Origin of the sequence: Micromonospora sonneratiae (genome assembly GCF_042679305.1) — a bacterium.
In the GTDB taxonomy this organism is placed as follows: Bacteria; Actinomycetota; Actinomycetes; order Mycobacteriales; family Micromonosporaceae; genus Micromonospora_H; species Micromonospora_H sonneratiae.
The window spans coordinates 1-18,199 of record NZ_JBHTMP010000098.1 but is presented as its reverse complement, the minus strand read 5'-3'; the positions used below and the strand labels follow the sequence as shown (position 1 = coordinate 18,199).

The window sequence follows — 18,199 nt, the reverse complement described above, 5'->3', positions numbered from 1 at the left end:
CCCCTCGGCCCAGGCCACGGCCAGTGCGGCGGTGAACGCGTCCCGGGCGGCGGTGGTGTCCACCGCCTCGATCAGCGGCGCGTCGACCGCCAGTCGCAGCCCGGCCCGGTCCGCGTAGCGCGCCCCCCGCGCCCCGAGCGTCAGCACCACCCGGGGCACCAGGTCGAGCAACGCCGCCAACAGCACGTCCGGCTCGTCGGCGCGCCCGACGATGGTCTCCGCCTCCCCCTGGTTCACCACCAGGACGTCGACCAGGGCCAGCAGCTCCGCCGGCAGCAACCGCGCCGGTGCCGCGTTCAACACCACCGTCGTACCGCCCGCGCGGGCCGCCCCGGCGGCCTCGGCGACGGCGGTCAGTGGGGTCTCCAACTGCAACAGCAGTACGTCGGCGGCGGCGATCAGGGCCCGGTCCTCGGCGTCCAGCCCGACCAGCTCGCCGTTGGCGCCGGGCGCCACCACGATGAAGTTCTCCGCCGAGCTGTCCACCGCGATCAGGGCCACCCCGGACGGGCCGGGAACGGCCCGTAGCCGGCTCACGTCGACCCCGGCACCGACGAGGTTGTCGCGTAGCAGCCCGCCGAAGCTGTCCTGCCCGACCGCACCGACGAAGGCGCAGTCAGCGCCGGCCCGGGCGGCGGCGACCGCCTGGTTCGCGCCCTTGCCACCGGGTACGGTGCTGAACCCCTCCCCCAGCACCGTCTCTCCCGGGGTGGGCAGCGTCGGCGTGGTCACCACCAGATCGAGGTTGGCGCTGCCGACCACCACCACCCGCGCCGTCATGCCGACTCCACCAGGCGCAGTGTCCGGCTGGCCAGCTCGTCGAAGCCGACCCCGTCGAACCCGGCGATGCTGCTGCGCAGCCGACCCCGTAGCGGCCCGGTCCACTGCTCGGGCAGGCCGGTCGCCCCGGTCAACGCACCGGTGATCGAACCGACCGTGGCACCGGTCGAGTCGGTGTCCCAACCGCCGCTGACCACCGCGCAGATCGACCGGTGGAGGTCGCCCCGGCCGTACGCGAGCGCGGCAGCCACCAGCGCCGCGTTGTTGCGTACGTGCACCCAGTGCAGGTGCCCGTGTTCGGCGTACAACTCGTCGATCACCGACTCCCAGTCGGCACCGGAGGCGCCCAGGGCCCGCGCCCGACGTACCGTCGCCGCGAACTTGCTCTGCGGCGGCAGCACCGACTCGCCCACGTCCAGCACCGTGTCCACATCGGAGGCGACCAGGGCGGCGGAGGTCATCGCCGCCACCCACTGTGCCCCGTACACGCCCGCCCGGACGTGGCTCACCGCCGCGTCCCGGTACGCCATCTCAGCGGCCAGGTCGGGGCGGCCGGGGTTGACCCAGCCGTAGACGTCGGTGCGGATCTGCGCACCGATCCACTCCCGGAACGGGTTGTGCCGCAATGCGGTGGCCGGCGGGCTCATGCCGAGCAGCAGGTTGCGGTAGGCCACCCGCTCGGCGGTGAACACCCGCCCGCCGGGCAGCCAGTCCAGCCACGCCTGGGCGACATCGTCGCTGGTGAAGTCCCGCCCCCGGGTCTCCAGTACGCGTAGCGCCAGCAGCGCGAAGTTGAGGTCGTCGTCCTCCGGCATGCCGTCGATGTTCTCGGCGAGGCTGTTCACCGCGCTGCGCCGGTTCCACGGCCAGCGGGCCGCCACCTCGTCCGGCAGACCGACGGCCGTGAAGTACGCCGACAGCGGCCACCGGCCGGTCGCCTCCAGGATCTCCCGGATGCCCTGCCGGGCGATCTTCTCCACCGGCTTGCCGAGCAGGCAGCCGGCGGCCCGGCCCAGCCAGGCTCCCCGCATCCGGTCCGGATCGACCGACCCGGCCGGAAGTTGCCACGCCGCCGGCCAGGTCGCCCGGATGTCGTCCAGGCTCACCGGCTCGGTCGGTGAGATGGCGGCGGGCAGGGCGTCACAGACGTCGAGCAGCTTCGCCGCCAACGCCCGTAGCGTCGGGTCGGCCGGAGTCGCCGACGCACCGCTGACCGGCGCCTCGGTCGGGCCACCGGCCGCCGCCCAGCGGTCCAGCACCGCCGACACGTCCCGCCCCTCGTCCCGGCTGGCCGCCAGTTCGTGTGGCAGCAGGTCCTCCGGCTGTACCCAGGTCAGTCGCATGTCAGCTCAGCCCCTGGAACCGGGAGGCCCGTCGGGCGAACCGCTGCTGGTCGCGGGCGAAGACCTCGGTGGCCACGCCGGCCAGCACCCGTCCCGGGTCGACCAGGTCGACCCGGGACGCCTCGGACACGGCCGTGGACCACTCGTCCGGGACCACCGACGCGCCCCCCAACGCGCCGGCGATCGCCGCTGCCATGGTGGCGGTCGAGTCGGAGTCCCGACCGTAGTTGACCGCCCCCAGCACCGCCTCCCGGAACTGCCCCCGAGCCACCACGAGCATTCCCAACGCGGCTGGCAGCTCCTCGATCGAGTGCAGCCGGCTGGGTCGCCGTGCGCCCAGTCCCGGGCGGCGGTAGTCCTCCCCCACCGTGTCGTACGGCGCGACCGCCGTCCGCAACGGCGTGATGGCCTCGCGCCAGTCGTCGTACTTCCTGGCCTGCCCGACCACCGCGTCGATGGCGGCGCGGGTGCCGTCGCGGGCGAGGTCCAGGGCCGCGTCGACCACGTCGTCGATGCCGGCACCCGGCGTCATCGCGGCGGCGACCGCGGCGGCGAACACCGCGGCAGCCTCCCGCCCGTAGCTGTGCTGGTGCGCCCCGGCGATCTCCACCGCCTCCGCGTACGCCCCCGCCGGGTCACCCGCGTTGACGATGCCGACCGGTGCCATGTACATCGCGGCACCACAGTTGACGATGTTGCCCACACCGCCCTCGCGGGGGTCGGCGTGCGCGTGGTGCAGACGGGTCACCAGCCAGCGCTCGGCAGCGGCCAGGCGGTGGAAGGTGACCCCTTCCCGCTCCAGGTCCGGGATGTAGACCACCCGCTCGAGCAGGTCGGGCACGAGTAGTTCCACCACGTCGTACGCGTCGAGGTGGTCGCGCTTCCTGGCGTACGCCCGCACCAGTGCGTGGGTCATCAACGTGTCGTCGGTGATGTGCCCGTCGCCCTTGTGGTACGGGGCCGTCGGCCGCGCGGTGGCCCAGTTGGTGTGGAACGGCGGCGCGATGCCGTCGACCCAGCCGCCGAACCGGGCCTGGATCTCCTCGGGCAGCGCTGTCTCGGTGGCACCGCCGAGGGCATCGCCCACAGCGGCACCGACCAGGCAGCCGACCGACTTGTCGAGCAAGAGTTCCATGGTTACCTCAGAACCTGCTTCCCACCGTCGACCAGCTGGGTGGCCAACTGGTCAAGCGTGATCTTGTTTGCGAAGTACTGCTGGAGCGCCGGGGTGGCGTACTTGGTCTTCCACTCTGGGTACCCGTCGGCCTTCTGGAACGGCGCGACGGTCAGGTCGGCGGCACTGTCCGCCGCGACGTCCCAGCCCTGCTTGCCGCCGGTGAGCTTGACCAGTTCCTCGTTGGCCTTCTTGCCGGTCGGCACCAGCCAGTCGCCCTTGGCCAGGGCGGCCATGTTGGTCGGGTTGAGGAAGTACTCCAGGAACTGCGCGGCCTGCTTCTTGTGCTTCGAGTCCGCCGAGATGGACAGCGTCTGCGGGTTGGCCGCCTGAGCGGTGGACAGCCCCTTGATCGGGGGCAGGGTCACCCACTCGAAGCCCTCGGGGGCCTGCTCCACCATCTGCTGACGCAGCGAGACCGAGCCCGGGATCATCGCGTACTTGCCGCCGAAGAAGCCGGGGAGGCTGTCCGCACCGCTCATGCCCAGCGCCTCCGGCGAGGCCGACCTGGCGGTGTAGAGCATGTCGTGGATCCGCTTCGGGATCTCCTTCTCCCCGTCGCCGACCCGGACCTCGGTCTTGCCGCCCTCGGTGTAGAAGAACTTGCCGTCGAAGTTGAGCGCCAGGTTCATCACCCGGTTGGTGGGCGACTTCAGGGCCCAGGCCACGCCGTACTGGCCGGGCTTGGTCAGCTTCTGCGCGTTGGTCTGGAACTCGTCCCAGGTCCAGCCGCCGTCGGCGGCGGGAACGGGGATACCGGCACCGTCGAGCAGCTTCTTGTTGGCGATGACGACCTGCGACTCCAGCAGGAACGGCACTCCGGTGACCTTGCCGTCGTACGTGGCGGTGTCCCAGATGCCCTGGTCGATCTGGCCCTTCAGGTCGCTGGAGAGCAGACCGGACAGGTCGGCCAGGTAGCCCTGCTTGCTGAACTCGCCGATCGCCGACGCCTCGTAGTGCACGATGTCGGCGGCGTCGCCGCCCTCGAACGAGGTGAGCAGCTGGTCGTGGATCGAGTTCCAGTCGCCCTGGACGTACTCGACCTGGATGTCCGGGTGGTCGGCGTTCCACTTGGCGACCAGGTCCTTGTTGGCCTGCAACGACTCCTTCTGCCAGGCCAAGCTGAGGAACCGCAGCTTGACCGGACCATCGCTCTGCTCGTCGTCGCCCGTGCCGCAGCCGGCGAGCGTGCCCAGGCCGACGACGCCCGCCACCGCTGTGGCGGCCAGTCGACGGCCGAATCTGTTCAGGGACATGGGGGATACCACTCCTTTGTGGGGGATTGCCGACCGCGCCGAGTAGCCGGTCAGCCCTTGACTGCGCCGGCCAGCGACCCGGAGGCCAGTCGGCGTTGCATGAAGGCGAAGAAGACCAGGCTCGGGATGGTGGCCAGCAGTGAGCCGGCGGCCAGGGGGCCGAGCCGGGCCGTACCCTCGATGCCGACGAACCGGGCCAGGGTGACCGGCAGGGTCGCCAGATCGGGGGTCTTGATCAGTACGAGCGCGAAGAAGAACTCGTTCCAGGCGGAGATGAACGAGAACAGGGCCGTCGCGACCACGCCCACACCACGTAGATCAGCACCAGGCCGGCGTGGGAGTTGGCCAGCCCGACCTCCCGTAGCACCAGGAAGATCGGGATGATCAGCAGGACGAACGGGAAGAGCTGGGAGAGCAGCACCCAGCCCAGCGCCGCCGTACCCAGTTTGCTCCTGAACCGGGCCAGGGCGTACGACGCGGGCAGCGCCACCAGCACCGTCAGCACCGCGGAGGCCAGCGAGACCTGGAGGCTGTTCAACGCGGCCCGCCCGAGTTCCTGCTCGGTGAAGGCCTGTACGTAGTTGCTGAACGTCGGGTTGTCCGGCAACAGGGTCGGGTGCAGCTTGACCAGTTCCCGGGGTGGCTTGAACGAGGTGGACAGCAGCCACACCAGCGGGAACCCGAGGAAGATCAGGTACGCCAGCAGCGCCAGGTACTGGAACGCCTTCCCCGCACGGGAGGGTTTTCCGATCATTGCACTCCTCCGATCGGGACTGCGGGGCTCGCAAGCTCGACGCGCATGCCGGCGCCGCCGCGTCCCACGCGAGCTGCCCCGGCACGCGCGCTCCTCGCTCCGATCATGGCTAGTTCGCCTCCTTGAGCCGGCGGCGGAGATAGACGGCCAGCAGCGCCACGATGATCACGACCATCACGTTGCCGAGCGCTGCCGCGTAGCCGTAGTTGCCGTAGCGGAAGGCCTCCTCGTACGCGAAGAGCATCGGCAGCATCGTCTTGCCGCCGGGCCCACCGGCGGTGAGCACGTAGACCAGGCCGAACGAGTTGAAGTTCCAGATGAAGTCCAACGACGTGATCGCGACGATCACCGGCATCAGCGACGGCAGCGTGACCCGGCGGAACCGGTGCCAGGCGCTGGCACCGTCGACCGCCGCGGCCTCGTGCAGTTCCCGGGGTACGCCCTGGAGCCCGGCCAGCAGCACCACGGTGGTCTGCGGCATGCCCGCCCAGACCCCGACGATGATCACAGCGGGCAGTGCGGTGCTGAAGTCACCGAGCCAGTTGGTTCGCAGCCCGTCCGCACCGATGCGGTAGAAGAACTCGTTGAGCAGGCCGGCGTCCGGGTGGTAGACCAGCTTCCAGAGGATGCCGACCACCACCGGCGGCATGGCCCACGGCACCACGGCCAGCACCCGGGCCACGCCCCGGAACCTGAGCTGCTGGTTGAGCAGCAGGGCGAGCCCGAGGGCGAGCACGAACTGTAGGACGGTGACCCCGACCGCCCACAACAGGCCGATCTTGAACGAGTTCCAGAACAGCTCGTCGGAGAGCAGTTCCCGGTAGTTCGCCAGGCCGGTGAAGCTGATGTCCACGTTGCGACCGGCCCGCGCGTCGGTGAAGCCGAGGTACATCCCGCGCAGCAGTGGGAAGACCGACAGCAGCACGATCGGCAACAGCGACGGCAACAGGAGCAGATAGATGGCCATCCGGTCCGAACGTGCCCAGGTGGGACGTGGTTTGCGTCCGGCTCCCCGGTCGACGTCCGGCTGCTCGGTCAACGTGGTCACGCTGTCACCTCCACGCCCGGCAACCCGTGCGCCGTGGGCGTGACGGCATCCGCCGTGACGTCAGTCGTCGCGGGCGTGACGGCATCAGTCGCGGAGGTGACGGCGCTGGAGGCCCGTACGACGAGGCTGGGTGCGACCTGCTCCCGACGTGGCGGCAGGGTCGGGTCGGCGATCCGTTCGAGCAGCAGTTCGGCCGCCCGTCGACCACGGGTCGCCGAGCCGAGCGACACGCTGGAGATCTGCGGGAAGGCCATCTGGGCCAGCTCGGTGTCGTCCATGCCGACCAGGGCCACGTCCTGCGGCACGCTGCGGTGTACGCCGTAGAGCGCGTGCAGGGCGCCGACCGCGATCAGGTCGTTGGCGCAGAGCAACGCATCCGGGAGTGCCCGGGCCAGTAGTCGCTCGGTGGCCGCCCGGCCGGCCGCGTACTGGAAGTCGCCGACCTCGATCAGCCGCTCGTCGACCTCGATGCCGTGGGTGGCGAGGGCGGCCCGGAATCCGGAGTCGCGGGCCGCGCCGGGCACGGTGTCCAGGGGACCGTTGACGAACCCGATCCGCCGCCGACCGGCGGCGACCAGGTGGTCGACGGCCAGCGCCACACCGGTACGGGAGTCGGTGCGTACGTTGTCGACCGGGGCGTCCTCGGGCAGCTGACCGACGACGACCACCGGCACCGGGCTGTCCGCCAGTGCTTCGAGATGCGCGTCGGTGACCCGGATCGGTGAAACGATCATGCCGTCGACGTAGCGGTGGGCCAGTCGACGCAGCAGCGCGGTCTCGTTGTCGACCTGTCCGCCGGTGGCGTGTACGAGCAACTGCCGACCGGACTCGGCGACGACCGCCTCGATCGCCCGCATCATCGCCACGTAGACCGGGTTGCCGATGTCCTCGACGGCCAGCGCGATGAGACCGGTGCGCTGGGACTGGAGCGACCGGGCGATGGCGTTGGGTACGTAGCCGACCTCGGCGGCGGCCTCGCGGACCTTCCGGACCGTCTCGGGGCTGCCGCCGACGCCGTTGAGCACACGGGAGGCCGAGGCGATGGAGACGCCGGCGCGGGCGGCGACGGTGTGCACCGTCGGTCGACCGTCCCCGGCAGACTGTAAACGTTTACGACCCATGCACCACACCTCCGCCTCGCAGCTGTAAACGTTTCCGAGAGTCTGCGACGGGAGTTCAGGCACGTCAAGAGGCTGTTACGAAAACGTTTCCGTCCCGCCCCACGCCCCCACCGGCCGACGCAGCTGAACTCCGGGGTTGGTGATGCGGCACCAGCCGACGGCTAGCAGGGGTTGTAGCTGACCTTCGTGGCCGACTTGATCCTCCGGCCGTCGGGCAGCTTGACCTCCACGTACCAATCTTCCGACTCGGTGCGATGAATTGCCGGGCTGCTGTCGGTGAACCGGGTCGGACCGCCCGCCATCCCGCCCCCGTGGTAGTTCCCGTCCCCCAACGGGTACTGGAGGACCGCCTCGGTGCCCCTGGCCGCGTTGTGCAGCTGAGCCGTCGCCCCGAGCACCCACGATCCGTCGGCGCGACACTGCGGACTGCTCGCCGTAGTCACATAGGGCACCGGTGGCCGCTGGCTCTGGGCCGGCGGAGGAGTCGTACGCCGGGGGGTGCGGGTGGCACCACCGACCGTCGGGGCCACGGTGGCCCGTGGTGCCGTAGGGGTCAGCAGCGGCGGCACGGGCGACACCGGCGGCGATACGACAGTGGCTGGCAGCGGTTCCCCCGGCCCGGGTCCGGGGCCGACGCTGGTGCCCGGATCCGGGCCGACGGCACGGTCGTCGAATGGCGCGGTGCCGAGCCAGAGTCCGGTGCCGGCAAGGGCGATCGCCAGCACGGCCGCCAGGACCAACCATCCGCGTATCGGCGATGCCGCCCTCTCCGGTGACGCCACAGCGGTCGACGCTGCCGTCGGCGGTGCCGCAGCGGTCGACCCAGCCGATGGGCTCTCGACGGGCTTCAGCCGGGCACCGCAGCCCGGGTCCAGGCAGTACGCCGAACCACTGTCGTCAAGGTAGCCGCAGGCCGGACATGCTCGCTGCGTCATCTCACCGCCGCCTCCGAATCCGCCTCAACGACCGACCGTAGGCGGATGAGAACGGTCGATCGCTGAACCGCCGATTGTAGAAGCCGTCCGGTCGCCCCGAGGGGTCGCCGGGCGGGGCGAGGATGTCAGGCGACGTCAGCTGGTCGCCGCGTACGGGTGACGCAGGTCGTCGACCTCGACGACCTCCCGACCGAGCGGCCAGAACGCCGCCGGGACCAGCTTGAAGTTGGCGATACCGAACGGGATGCCGACGATGGTCACGCACAGCCCGATCCCGGCCACGATGTGCATCAGCGCCAGCCACCAGCCGGCGAGCACGACCCACAGGACGTTGGCCAGGCCGGAGGCCAGGCCGGCACTGGGCTTCGCGACGAGCGTACGACCGAACGGCCACAGCGAGTAGTAGGCCAGCCGCAGCGCCGCCACCCCGAACGGGATCGTCACGATCAGCGCGAAACAGATCAGCGCCGCGATGCCGTACCCGATCGCCAGCGCGATACCACTACCGAAGATCAGCCAGAGCAGGTTGAGGATGAATCGCACCATGTCTCCATGGTGCGCTATTCGATCAAGTACCGGCCTGGAAGAGAGCGTCGATCTCCGACCGCTGCGGCAGCGATATCGATGCGCCGAGCCGCCGGGCGCAGGCCGCCCCGGCCGCACTCGCCCAGCGCAGCGCGTCGACCAGTTCCCGCCCCTCGGCCCAGGCCACGGCCAGTGCGGCGGTGAACGCGTCCCCGGCACCGGTCGAGTCGACCACGTCGACCTTGAAGGCGGGAATGTGCGTCACCCCGCCGTTGCGCTCGCCGTACCACGCGCCCTGGTCACCGAGCGTCAACACCGCCCGGGGCACCAGGGCCAGCAACGCCTCCGGCTCCTCCCGGCCCCGGCCGGTGAGCGCCCGCGCCTCCACCTCGTTGACCACCAGCAGATCCACGGCGGCCAACAGCTCGGCCGGCAGTTCCCGGGGCGGGGCCGCGTTGAGCACCACCCGCGTCCCGGCAGCCCGGGCAGCCAGCGCCGCCTGGGTCACCGTCTCGACCGGCACCTCCACCTGCGCGACCAGGACGTCCGCATCCCGTACGGCGGACAACTCGGCCTCGGTCAGCGCGGTGAGCGCGGCGTTGGCCCCCGGCGTCACCACCACCGAATGCTCGCCGCTCGCCCCGACCGTGACCAGTGCGACCCCGGATGCGCCGTAGACCACCCGGATCAGCGAAGTGTCCACCCCGGACGCGGCGATCCGGGCCTTCAGCGTCACCCCGAACGAGTCCGAGCCGATCGCCGCCAGGAACGTCGCCGCCCCGCCGGCCCGGGCCGCCGCGATCGCCTGGTTGGCCCCCTTGCCGCCGGCCACCGTGAGGAACTCGGTGCCGAGCACCGTCTCCCCGGGTCGGGGCAGGGTCGGAGCCATCGCGACCAGGTCCATGTTGGCGCTGCCGACAATGACGACCCGTGGCCGGTCCACGAGCACCCTCCCCCACTTCAGCGGTCTCCCGAGTTTAAGACGCATGCCGGGGCCCGGCAGTTCTGGCAGGCTGCGTGACATGGGAGACATGCCGATCGGCGTCATGTACCGCTGTGACAATCCCCCGGAGAACCTGCCGGCCTTCGCCCGGCTCGTGGAGCGGTTGGGCTACGACGAGTTGTGGCTCGTCGAGGACTGCTTCTTCGCCGGGGCGGTGTCGGCCGCCGCAGTCGCCGCGGCGGTCACCGAGAAGCTGGCCATCGGCATCGGTATCCTGCCGGCCGCGTTCCGTAACCCGGCGTTGGCCGCCATGGAACTGGCCAACCTGTCCCGGATGTTTCCCGGCCGCATCCTGCCCGGCTTCGGCCACGGCGTCGACGAGTGGGTACGCCAGGTGGGCGCCGGCCATCCCTCACCGCTGGCGGTGCTCGGCGAGACCGTCGAGGCGGTACGGGCGCTCCTGGCCGGTCAGTCGGTGACCGTCGCCGGCCGGCACGCCCGGCTGTCCGACGTGGCGTTGGAGTTCCCACCCACCGTTCCGCCCCCGATCGCCACCGGCGTACGGGGGGAGAAGTCGCTGCGGCTCTCCGGCCGGGTGGCCGACGGTACGATCCTGGCCGAGTGCGCGAGCGCGGCCTACGTACGCTGGGCGCGCAGCATGATCGACGAAGGGCGACGGGCGGCGGGGCGTACCGACGACCACCGGCTGACCGTGTACGCGCACCTCGACCTCGACGAGCGGCGGAGCAGCGCCCGGCGGGAGATCGCCACCCGACTCTCGGACGGCCGGCCGCTGCCCCCTGCCGACGCCGAACTGACCGACGAGATCGCCAGCCTCCGGTCCCGGTCGTCAGGGCTCGACGCGCTGGCCGCCCTGCTGCCGGACAGCTACCTCGACCGGTTCGCCGCGGCCGGCACCGCCCGGCACTGCGCGGCGGCGGTGGCTCGGCTCCGCGCAGCCAGCGCCGACGCCGTGGTGTTCGTACCACCGCGCGACCCGCAGTCGGCCGTCGCCCAGGTCACCCTCGCCGCCGAGGAACTCCTGCCCCTGGTGTGAGGAAGGGCCTCCTGTACAGACAGGAAGGGACCCTTCCTTACACCGGTCAGGCGGCGCGGGCGGTGAACCGGTCGCCGGAGCGCTCGACGGTCAGCGGGAGACCGAAGGTCTTCGACAGGTACTCGCTGGTGATCGTCTGCCCGATCAACCCCTGCGCCACGATCCCGCCGTCGCGGATCAGCAGCGCGTGGGTGAACCCGGGTGGGATCTCCTCCACATGGTGGGTGACCAGCACCATCGCCGGCGCGTCCGGGTCGTACGCCAGGTCGGCCAGCCGGGCGACCAGGTCCTCCCGGCCGCCGAGGTCGAGTCCGGCGGTCGGCTCGTCGAGCAGCAGCAGTTCCGGGTCGGTCATCAACGCACGGGCGATCTGCGTCCGCTTGCGTTCGCCCTCCGACAGCGTCCCGTACGTCCGGTCGGCCAGTCCGGCCACGCCGAGCTGATCGAGCAGGCCCCGCGCACGGGCCTCGTCGGTGGTGTCGTACTTCTCCCGCCACCGACCGACCACCGACCACGCCGCGGTCATCACCACGTCGACCACCCGCTCGTCGGCCGGGATCCGCTCGGCCAACTTGGCGGTGGACAACCCGATCCGGGTACGCAGTTCGTTGACGTCGGTCCGCCCGATCCGTTCACCGAGCACATGTGCAGTGCCGGTGGTGGGGTACAGCTGCCCGGAGGCCAGGTTGAGCAGGGTCGTCTTGCCCGCACCGTTCGGACCGAGCACCACCCAGCGCTCGTCCAACTCGACTCGCCAGGTGACATCCCGTAACAGGTGGGTGCCGGAGCGCAGCACCGCCACCTCATCGAGGTTGATCACCAGGTCGTCGCTGTCGGGCGTCGGATCTGTAGGCACCCGCCCATCCAACCACGCACCGCTTGGCTGCCCCCCATGACGTGTGTCCCACCCGTAGGGTGAGGCCTCGTGTCGTTGATCACTCTCGACGAAGGGGCGACATGGACGAACGCTGTGGAGCGGTGCCGTGGGCGCGGTAATCGAGATCGAGGGGCTGCGTAAGACATTCAACAGTCTGCGTCGCGGGCGTCGTACCGCGCTGGACGGCTTCGACATGCTCGTCGAGTCCGGCCAGGTGCACGGCTTCCTCGGCCCCAACGGATCCGGCAAGACCACCACCCTGCGTACGCTGCTCGGCCTGGTCCAGGCCGACAGCGGACGGATGACGGTGCTCGGCGAGTCGGCACCCGATCGGCTACCGACGGTGGTCGACCGGCTCGGTGCCATCGTCGAAAGCCCGCAGTTCTTCGGTAACTTCACCGGCCGCCGGACGCTGAGCCTGCTGGCCACGGCCGGGGGAATCCCTTCGACCCGGGTCGAGGAGGTGTTGGAGCAGGTCGGCCTCCGGGACCGGGGCGACGAACGGGTCAAGGCGTACTCGCTGGGCATGAAGCAGCGACTGGCGGTCGCCTCCGCGCTGCTCAAGCAGCCGGAGTTGCTGATCCTGGACGAGCCGGCCAACGGACTGGACCCGGCGGGCATTCGGGAGATGCGCGACATGATGAGCGACCTGGCTGCGGCCGGGGCGACCGTGCTGGTCTCCAGTCACATCCTGGCCGAGATCCAGCACATCTGTGACCACGTCACGATCATCTCGCGGGGGCGACGCGTGGTCGCCGGCCCGGTCAGCGACGTGCTGGCCGGCTTCGACCGTGGCGAGTTCCGGGTCCGGGTCGACGATCCCGCCCGGGCCGCCGAACTGCTCCGGGCCGCCGATCTGGCCGTCGACGAGCGCGGCGACCATCTCGTCGTCGCCGACCTGGACGACCCGATCCAGATCAGTCGGACGCTGGGCGAGCAGGGGCTCTGGGTACGTGAGCTGACCCCGCTCACCCCCGACCTGGAGAGCGTCTTCCTCCAGCTCACCGACACCGAGCCGCACCCGGATGCACCCCGTCAGATCGACGACCCGGTGCGGCTCGACGACCCGGTGCGGCTCGACCCGGCCGGCGAACCCCAGGTTCCGGCTGCGGTCCCGGGACGGATCGAGCTGGGCACGACGACCGCCGACGACGAAGAGGGAGCGCGGGAGTGAACCTGGTACGGGCCGAGTTCAGCCGGCTCTACGCACGCCGCTTCGTACGGCTCATGCTGGTGCTACTGGTCGTCGCGTTCGGCATCACCATCGCCACCACGCTGGCCAGCACCCACCGGCCGAGTTCCAGCGAGTTGGCCTGGGCCGAGCGGGAGACCACACAGCAACGACTCGAACATGAGCGGTGGTACGCGCAGTGCCTGGCCGCCAAGCGGTCACCGTCGTTGGAGAACGCCCGTCAGTACCCGACCGACTGTGACAGCAGCCGGCCGGAGACGCCGCACGTGAGCGACTACCTCTCCGGGGTCTTCGTCTTCGACCGCGAGATCCGGCCGTTGGTGTACTTCCTCATCACGTTCCTGGTGCTGTTCGGTTTCCTGGTCGGGGCATCGTACGTCGGAGCGGACCTGAACTCGGGCGGGATGACCAACCTGCTGCTGTGGCGGCCGCAGCGGATGACGGTGCTCGGCTCCAAGCTCGGCACCCTGCTGGCCGGTGTCCTGGGCGTCACGGCGGTCGCCTCGGTGCTCTACCTCGGCGCGTTCTGGCTGATCGCCCAGGTGAGCGGTCTACCGGGGGAACTGGACGGGGAGTTCTGGCGCTGGCTTTCCCTGACCATGGGCCGGGGAGCTGGCCTGATCCTGATGATCACGGCGCTGAGCTTCGGGATCGCCGTGCTCGGCCGGCACACCGCCGCCGCACTCGGTACGGTCGCCGCCTACCTCGTCCTGTGGGAGGGCGGGGCCCGGATCGTGATGGAGATAGTCGAGGTCGCCCGCACGGACTTCTGGATGATCTCCACCTACGTCGTGGCCCTGCTGGCCGGTGAGATCGAACTCTGGGACAGGTCCGCCTGTCTGGGCGACACCGACTGCAACGGCTTCTACACCATCACCTGGGTACCGGCGTTGGTCGTCCTGTTGGCCCTGGTCGCCAGTTGCGTCACCGCCGCGTTCGCCATGTTCCGCCAGCGCGACCTCGCCTGAGGACGCCGACGAGGGTTCCACCGGCACGAACCCCAACAGCACGGCACTGGGGTCCCGTCCGCCACGTTGCGGACGGGACCCCACCCCCCGCTGGCTCAGACGCGGGTGACCCGGATCGCGTCGGCGATCACGTACCCGGTGCCGTTGGTCCACCGGCTGACGCCCACCTTGTTGGCGTCACCGGCGGCGAGGTTGAACGTGCCCAGCGACCGCCACTGGCCGCCGTTGGCCCGCTGGTTGACGTGGACGGTCTGGTTACCGGAGGTGGTGACCACGACGTACGGGGTGCTGTCGTTGTAGCCGGCGTCGGCCGGGTACCAGACGTCGACCCGGTAGTTGCCGGTCTCCGGGATGTTCACCTTGTACCAGGCGGCGTCGCTGGCCGCGACCGGGTCGGCGAACCGGTAGTCGGTGCCCTGGCGCTGCGCGGAGTACGACGAGGTGCCCCAGTTGCCGCTGGCGGTGAACCGGCCCGAGGTGGTGTTGTCCACGGTGGTCGACCATCCACCACCGGTCGAACCGGTGATCAGCTGCATGTAGTACGTCCAGTTCCAGTTCGGCCCGGGGTCGGTGTGCGTCGCGCCGGGGACCTGGTTGTGGCCGATGATGTTCGAGCGGGTCTTCGGGATCCCGTACTTCTCGCACAGGTACTTGGTCAGCGCGGCCGAAGACCGGTACATCGCGTCGGTGTACCAGGAGGCGTTGTTGATGTATCCCTCGTGCTCGATGCCGATCGACTGGGTGTTGTAGGTCCAGTTGCCGGCGTGCCAGGCGATGTCCTTGTCCCGCACCATCTGGGTGACGGCACCGTCCGAGGAGCGGAGCAGGTAGTGCGCGCTCGTGCCCGCAGCGGCGTTCTGGAACCAGCTGATCGAGCCCGCGTAGGTGCCCTGCATGGTGTGGATGACGATGTAGTTGATCGGGTACGACGACTCGCGGCTGGACGCCGTGTAGTTGGCGCTGTTGGCCGGCACCCAGGCCGCCGGGCCGTAGTCGGTGCTGAGGATGCCGACGTCGGCCTGCGCGCCCAGCGGGGCGACCGCAGCCAGTTCGCCACGTTGCGGTGCCACCGACCGACCGGCGAGCCCGAACGGACCGGCCGCGGTCTGCGCGGTGAACCCGGTGGCCAACGTGTCGTACACGGTGTCCGCGTAGAGCCGGGCGGTGGCCGGCTGGGACGAACCACCGTACTTGGCGACCAGCGGGTACCACCGGTTGATGTCGGCACGTTGGGCCCTGGTGAGCCCGGCCGCATCCGCGTACGACCGCAGCACGGCCGCCGCGCCGGTGATGTTGGCGGAGTCCCTGCTGCGTAGCGCGCTGATCGAAAGGCCGGTGAGGGTTGCCGCCTCGTCCAGGGTGCGCAGCTTGGGGTTGCTCGCCAGGTGCATGACGCCGTAGCCGCCCGAGGCGCTCGGCTCGCCAGCGTGCCCGTCGAGGTGGGTCTCGGCATAGCCGAGGGCAGCCAGCAGGTCACGCGGTACGTCGTACCGCTTCGCCGCCGAGTCGAACGCGGCGGCCAATGCGCCGCCCGGCCCGTTGCCCTTGGCTTCGGGAGCCGACGCTCCGGCCAGGGCGGGTTGGCCGGACAGGCCGACCATGGCCAGGATCAGGGTGCCGCCGAGCAGGTGGCTCGCGCGACGCCGGGTAAACCGAACAGTCACCGTCACTCCTCCCCGAGTGATGGGACGCCCCGGTAGCGGGACGCCAGGTGGCCGTACGGTATAGCGCTAAACCTGTCTATGTCGAGAGCTTGCAAAACGTTTCACTTTGGCGAAGAATTCCTTCACCGAGTCGCCGCTTCGCGGAAGCCTGCCATCGACGGACATCACGCCTGGGCTGCCGCTGGACGAGGTCCGGTCGACCGACGTCGTCGCCGCCAGTCGACCCGGAACCGGACCAGCTCAGTTCACTGTGGAACCGAAGACCTCGTCCCGTACGGCGTCGAGCGCGGTCTGCAACGCGCCCCGCAGGATCGGCTCGTCGGTCAGTTCGGTCACCACCACCCGGGGCGTGACCAGCGTGATCGCGGCCACCTCGTGCTGCACCCGCTCGGCCAACGCACTTCCACCGGCCTGGCCGACCTCACCGGCCAGCACCACCAGCGGCGGGTCGAGTACGACACAGGTGCTGGCCACCCCGAGGGCGAGCCGGCGGGCGAGCTCGTCGAGCACCGGCCCGCCCTCCGTACCGGCAGCGATCGCGGCCCGTACCGCGTCGGCCGCCGTAGCCCCCTGGAACCCGCCCTCCCGGGCCACCGCCAGCACGGCGTCAGCCCCGGCCAGCTGTCCGAACGCGGGCTTGGCCCGACGGGAGGCGTCCCGTGGGATGGGCGCACCGGGCACCGGCAGGTAGCCGATCTCGCCGGCGGCTCCCGTGCTCCCGAGGTGCAGCCGGCCGTTCAGCATGATGGCCAGACCGACCCCGACCCCCACCCAGACCAGTACGAAGTCGTCGACCCCCCGGGCCGCGCCGGACTGCGCCTCGGCGACCGCGGCGAGGTTGACGTCGTTCTCGAACACCACCGGCGTGTTCAGGTCCTCGCGCAGCGCGGCCAGCAGACCCCGGTGCCAGCGGGGCAGGTTGAACGCGAAGGTGATGTCACCGGTGGCCGGGTCGACCAGGCCGGGCGTGCCGAGCACCACCCGACGTACGGTGTCCAGCGGGGCCCTGGCGTCGCTGGCGGCCTGCACCACCGCGTTGTGCACCACACCGACCGGGTCGTCGGTGTCCTTCGTGGACTGTTCCACCCGACCGATCACCGCCCCGGTGATGTCCGCGCAGGCGGCCACCACCCGGTCCGGGCCGACGTCCACTCCCACCACGTGGGCGCTGCTGGGTCGGACCGCGTAGAGCTGGGCGTTGGGCCCCCGCCCACCGGCCTGCTCCCCGACCCGGGTCACCAGCCCCCGCTGCTCCAGCCGTTCGACCAGCTGGGACGCGGTCACCTTGGATAAACCAGTCATTTCGCCAAGCTGCGCCCGGGTGAGCGGCCCCTTCGCTAGCAGCAGTTCCAGCGCGGCTCGGTCGTTGAGTGCGCGGAGCAGGCGCGGCGTTCCGGGTAGGCGCGTGGAACCCATGCGACATCCTCTAACATTTAAGAAGGTTTACTAATATTTTAGCTAGCCTTATGACAAGTAGCCGTAGCGTAATGGCCGCTCCTGGCACCGGTGCTCAGACGACCCGGCACCACTCGGCCACAACCTGACGGTCTCCGGTGCGACACTGGGCCGGAGAGGCGTCGAAGAGGGAGACACGTGGGAACTGATCCCGGACTTCGCCGACTGGCGCTGGGCACGCTGCTCGCCGCCTTCCCCGGCAACACACCCCCCGAATGGGCGCTCGACCTGGTCACCGACGGACTCGCCGGACACACGCTGTTCGGCAACAACATCGAACACCCGGACCAGGTCGCGGCAACCGCAGCCGCGTTGCGCGGTGCCCGCGCAGACGTGCTCATCGCCATCGACGAGGAGGGCGGGGACGTCACCCGACTGGCACACGCCACCGGCAGCCCGTATCCGGGCAACGCCGCGCTCGGCTCGGTCGACGACGTCGAACTGACCCAACGCGTCTACCACGCCATCGGCAGCGAGCTGGCCGCGCTCGGGATCAACGTCAACCTCGCCCCGACCGTGGACGTCAACTCGGCCGACGACAACCCGGTCATCGGCACCCGTTCGTTCGGCGCCCACCCGCTCCAGGTCGCCGCCCACTCCGCCGCCGCCGTCGCCGGTCTACAGTCCGCCGGCGTGGCCGCCTGCGCCAAGCACTTCCCCGGGCACGGCGCCACCGTCACCGACTCCCACCACGAGCTGCCCACGGTGGACGTACCCCTGGACGTCCTGCGCAACCGCGACCTGCCGCCCTTCGCGGCGGTCGTCACCGCAGGCACCCGGGCCATCATGACCGCGCACATCCGGGTACCGGTCCTCACCGGTGACAACCCGGCGACGTTCAGCCGGGCCGCACTGACCGACCTGCTCCGCCGTGAGTACGGCTTCACCGGGACGATTGTCACCGACGCACTGGAGATGAAGGGCGCGTCGGTGATCGCCGGTGGCCCGGGACGGGCCGCCGTCCGTGCCCTGGCCGCCGGAGCCGACCTGCTCTGCATCGGCGCCCAGGTGGACGCCGACCTGGTCGAGGAGGTGGCCGCCGAGATCGTCGCCGCGCTCGGTGACGGGCGGCTCGACCGTGCCCGGGTCGAGGCGGCTGCCGCGAGT

General features: G+C 70.6%; 18 protein-coding genes. 4 read left to right on the top strand and 14 right to left on the bottom strand.

All coding sequences use genetic code 11. From position 1 onward, the window contains the following. From ACFQ4H_RS32750 to ACFQ4H_RS32700, 11 genes are all read right to left on the bottom strand, one after another. On the bottom strand, positions 1 to 780 hold a 780-nt coding region (locus tag ACFQ4H_RS32750), incomplete at its 3' end, for a PfkB family carbohydrate kinase (RefSeq protein WP_377578778.1). Continuing rightward, positions 777 to 2,123 (bottom strand): ADP-ribosylglycohydrolase family protein, encoded by a 1,347-nt coding sequence (locus ACFQ4H_RS32745; protein ID WP_377578776.1) that lies wholly within the window; start codon positions 2,121 to 2,123, stop codon positions 777 to 779. The genes ACFQ4H_RS32750 and ACFQ4H_RS32745, both read right to left, overlap by 4 nt. A gap of 1 nt (position 2,124) precedes the next feature. Then, a complete protein-coding gene (locus tag ACFQ4H_RS32740; protein WP_377578774.1) occupies positions 2,125 to 3,258 on the bottom strand; it encodes an ADP-ribosylglycohydrolase family protein in 1,134 nt (377 codons plus the stop codon). A 2-nt stretch (positions 3,259 to 3,260) separates the two neighbouring features. After that, positions 3,261 to 4,553: an ABC transporter substrate-binding protein gene (locus tag ACFQ4H_RS32735; protein ID WP_377578772.1), complete on the bottom strand. Its 1,293-nt coding sequence runs from the start codon at positions 4,551 to 4,553 to the stop codon at positions 3,261 to 3,263. A 50-nt stretch (positions 4,554 to 4,603) separates the two neighbouring features. Further along, positions 4,604 to 4,855, bottom strand: a complete 252-nt coding sequence (locus ACFQ4H_RS32730) for an ABC transporter permease family protein (protein WP_377578770.1) — start codon at positions 4,853 to 4,855, stop codon at positions 4,604 to 4,606. Continuing rightward, entirely contained in the window at positions 4,789 to 5,307 is a 519-nt protein-coding gene (locus ACFQ4H_RS32725; RefSeq protein ID WP_377578768.1) for a carbohydrate ABC transporter permease, read from the bottom strand. Before ACFQ4H_RS32725 ends, ACFQ4H_RS32730 begins: the two co-directional genes overlap by 67 nt. A 109-nt stretch (positions 5,308 to 5,416) precedes the next feature. Beyond that, positions 5,417 to 6,355 carry a carbohydrate ABC transporter permease gene (locus tag ACFQ4H_RS32720; protein ID WP_377578766.1) on the bottom strand — a complete coding sequence of 313 codons (939 nt, stop codon included), beginning with the start codon at positions 6,353 to 6,355 and terminating at the stop codon, positions 5,417 to 5,419. Beyond that, positions 6,352 to 7,476, bottom strand: a complete 1,125-nt coding sequence (locus ACFQ4H_RS32715; RefSeq protein WP_377578764.1) for a LacI family DNA-binding transcriptional regulator — start codon at positions 7,474 to 7,476, stop codon at positions 6,352 to 6,354. Before ACFQ4H_RS32715 ends, ACFQ4H_RS32720 begins: the two co-directional genes overlap by 4 nt. Positions 7,477 to 7,637: 161 nt before the next feature. Further along, entirely contained in the window at positions 7,638 to 8,411 is a 774-nt protein-coding gene (locus ACFQ4H_RS32710; protein WP_377578762.1) for a hypothetical protein, read from the bottom strand. 135 nt (positions 8,412 to 8,546) lie between these two features. Next, on the bottom strand, positions 8,547 to 8,957 hold the full coding sequence (locus ACFQ4H_RS32705) for a YccF domain-containing protein (RefSeq protein WP_377578760.1): 411 nt from the start codon (positions 8,955 to 8,957) through the stop codon (positions 8,547 to 8,549). A 22-nt stretch (positions 8,958 to 8,979) separates the two neighbouring features. Further along, complete coding sequence (locus ACFQ4H_RS32700) at positions 8,980 to 9,879, bottom strand: ribokinase (protein WP_377578758.1); 900 nt, start codon at positions 9,877 to 9,879, stop codon at positions 8,980 to 8,982. Positions 9,880 to 9,958: 79 nt separating this feature from the next. Between ACFQ4H_RS32700 and ACFQ4H_RS32695 the strand changes: the two genes are divergently transcribed. Further along, positions 9,959 to 10,936, top strand: a complete 978-nt coding sequence (locus ACFQ4H_RS32695; protein WP_377578756.1) for an LLM class flavin-dependent oxidoreductase — start codon at positions 9,959 to 9,961, stop codon at positions 10,934 to 10,936. Between the two features lie 46 nt (positions 10,937 to 10,982). On the opposite strand, the gene ACFQ4H_RS32690 is transcribed toward ACFQ4H_RS32695, so the two are convergent. Next, entirely contained in the window at positions 10,983 to 11,792 is an 810-nt protein-coding gene (locus tag ACFQ4H_RS32690) for an ABC transporter ATP-binding protein (RefSeq protein WP_377578754.1), read from the bottom strand. Between the two features lie 127 nt (positions 11,793 to 11,919). Between ACFQ4H_RS32690 and ACFQ4H_RS32685 the strand changes: the two genes are divergently transcribed. Both ACFQ4H_RS32685 and ACFQ4H_RS32680 read left to right on the top strand, forming a co-directional pair. Beyond that, positions 11,920 to 12,987, top strand: a complete 1,068-nt coding sequence (locus ACFQ4H_RS32685; protein WP_377578752.1) for an ATP-binding cassette domain-containing protein — start codon at positions 11,920 to 11,922, stop codon at positions 12,985 to 12,987. After that, a complete protein-coding gene (locus tag ACFQ4H_RS32680) occupies positions 12,984 to 13,973 on the top strand; it encodes an ABC transporter permease (protein WP_377578750.1) in 990 nt (329 codons plus the stop codon). The genes ACFQ4H_RS32685 and ACFQ4H_RS32680 overlap by 4 nt, the downstream gene beginning before the upstream one ends. A gap of 95 nt (positions 13,974 to 14,068) precedes the next feature. Here ACFQ4H_RS32680 and ACFQ4H_RS32675 read toward each other — a convergent pair whose 3' ends face one another. Continuing rightward, positions 14,069 to 15,637: a golvesin C-terminal-like domain-containing protein gene (locus tag ACFQ4H_RS32675; RefSeq protein WP_377578748.1), complete on the bottom strand. Its 1,569-nt coding sequence runs from the start codon at positions 15,635 to 15,637 to the stop codon at positions 14,069 to 14,071. A gap of 240 nt (positions 15,638 to 15,877) precedes the next feature. Then, positions 15,878 to 17,053: an ROK family transcriptional regulator gene (locus ACFQ4H_RS32670; protein ID WP_377578746.1), complete on the bottom strand. Its 1,176-nt coding sequence runs from the start codon at positions 17,051 to 17,053 to the stop codon at positions 15,878 to 15,880. Between the two features lie 177 nt (positions 17,054 to 17,230). On the opposite strand from ACFQ4H_RS32670, the gene ACFQ4H_RS32665 reads away from it, so the two are divergent. Continuing rightward, on the top strand, positions 17,231 to 18,199 hold a 969-nt coding region (locus ACFQ4H_RS32665), incomplete at its 3' end, for a glycoside hydrolase family 3 protein (protein WP_377578744.1).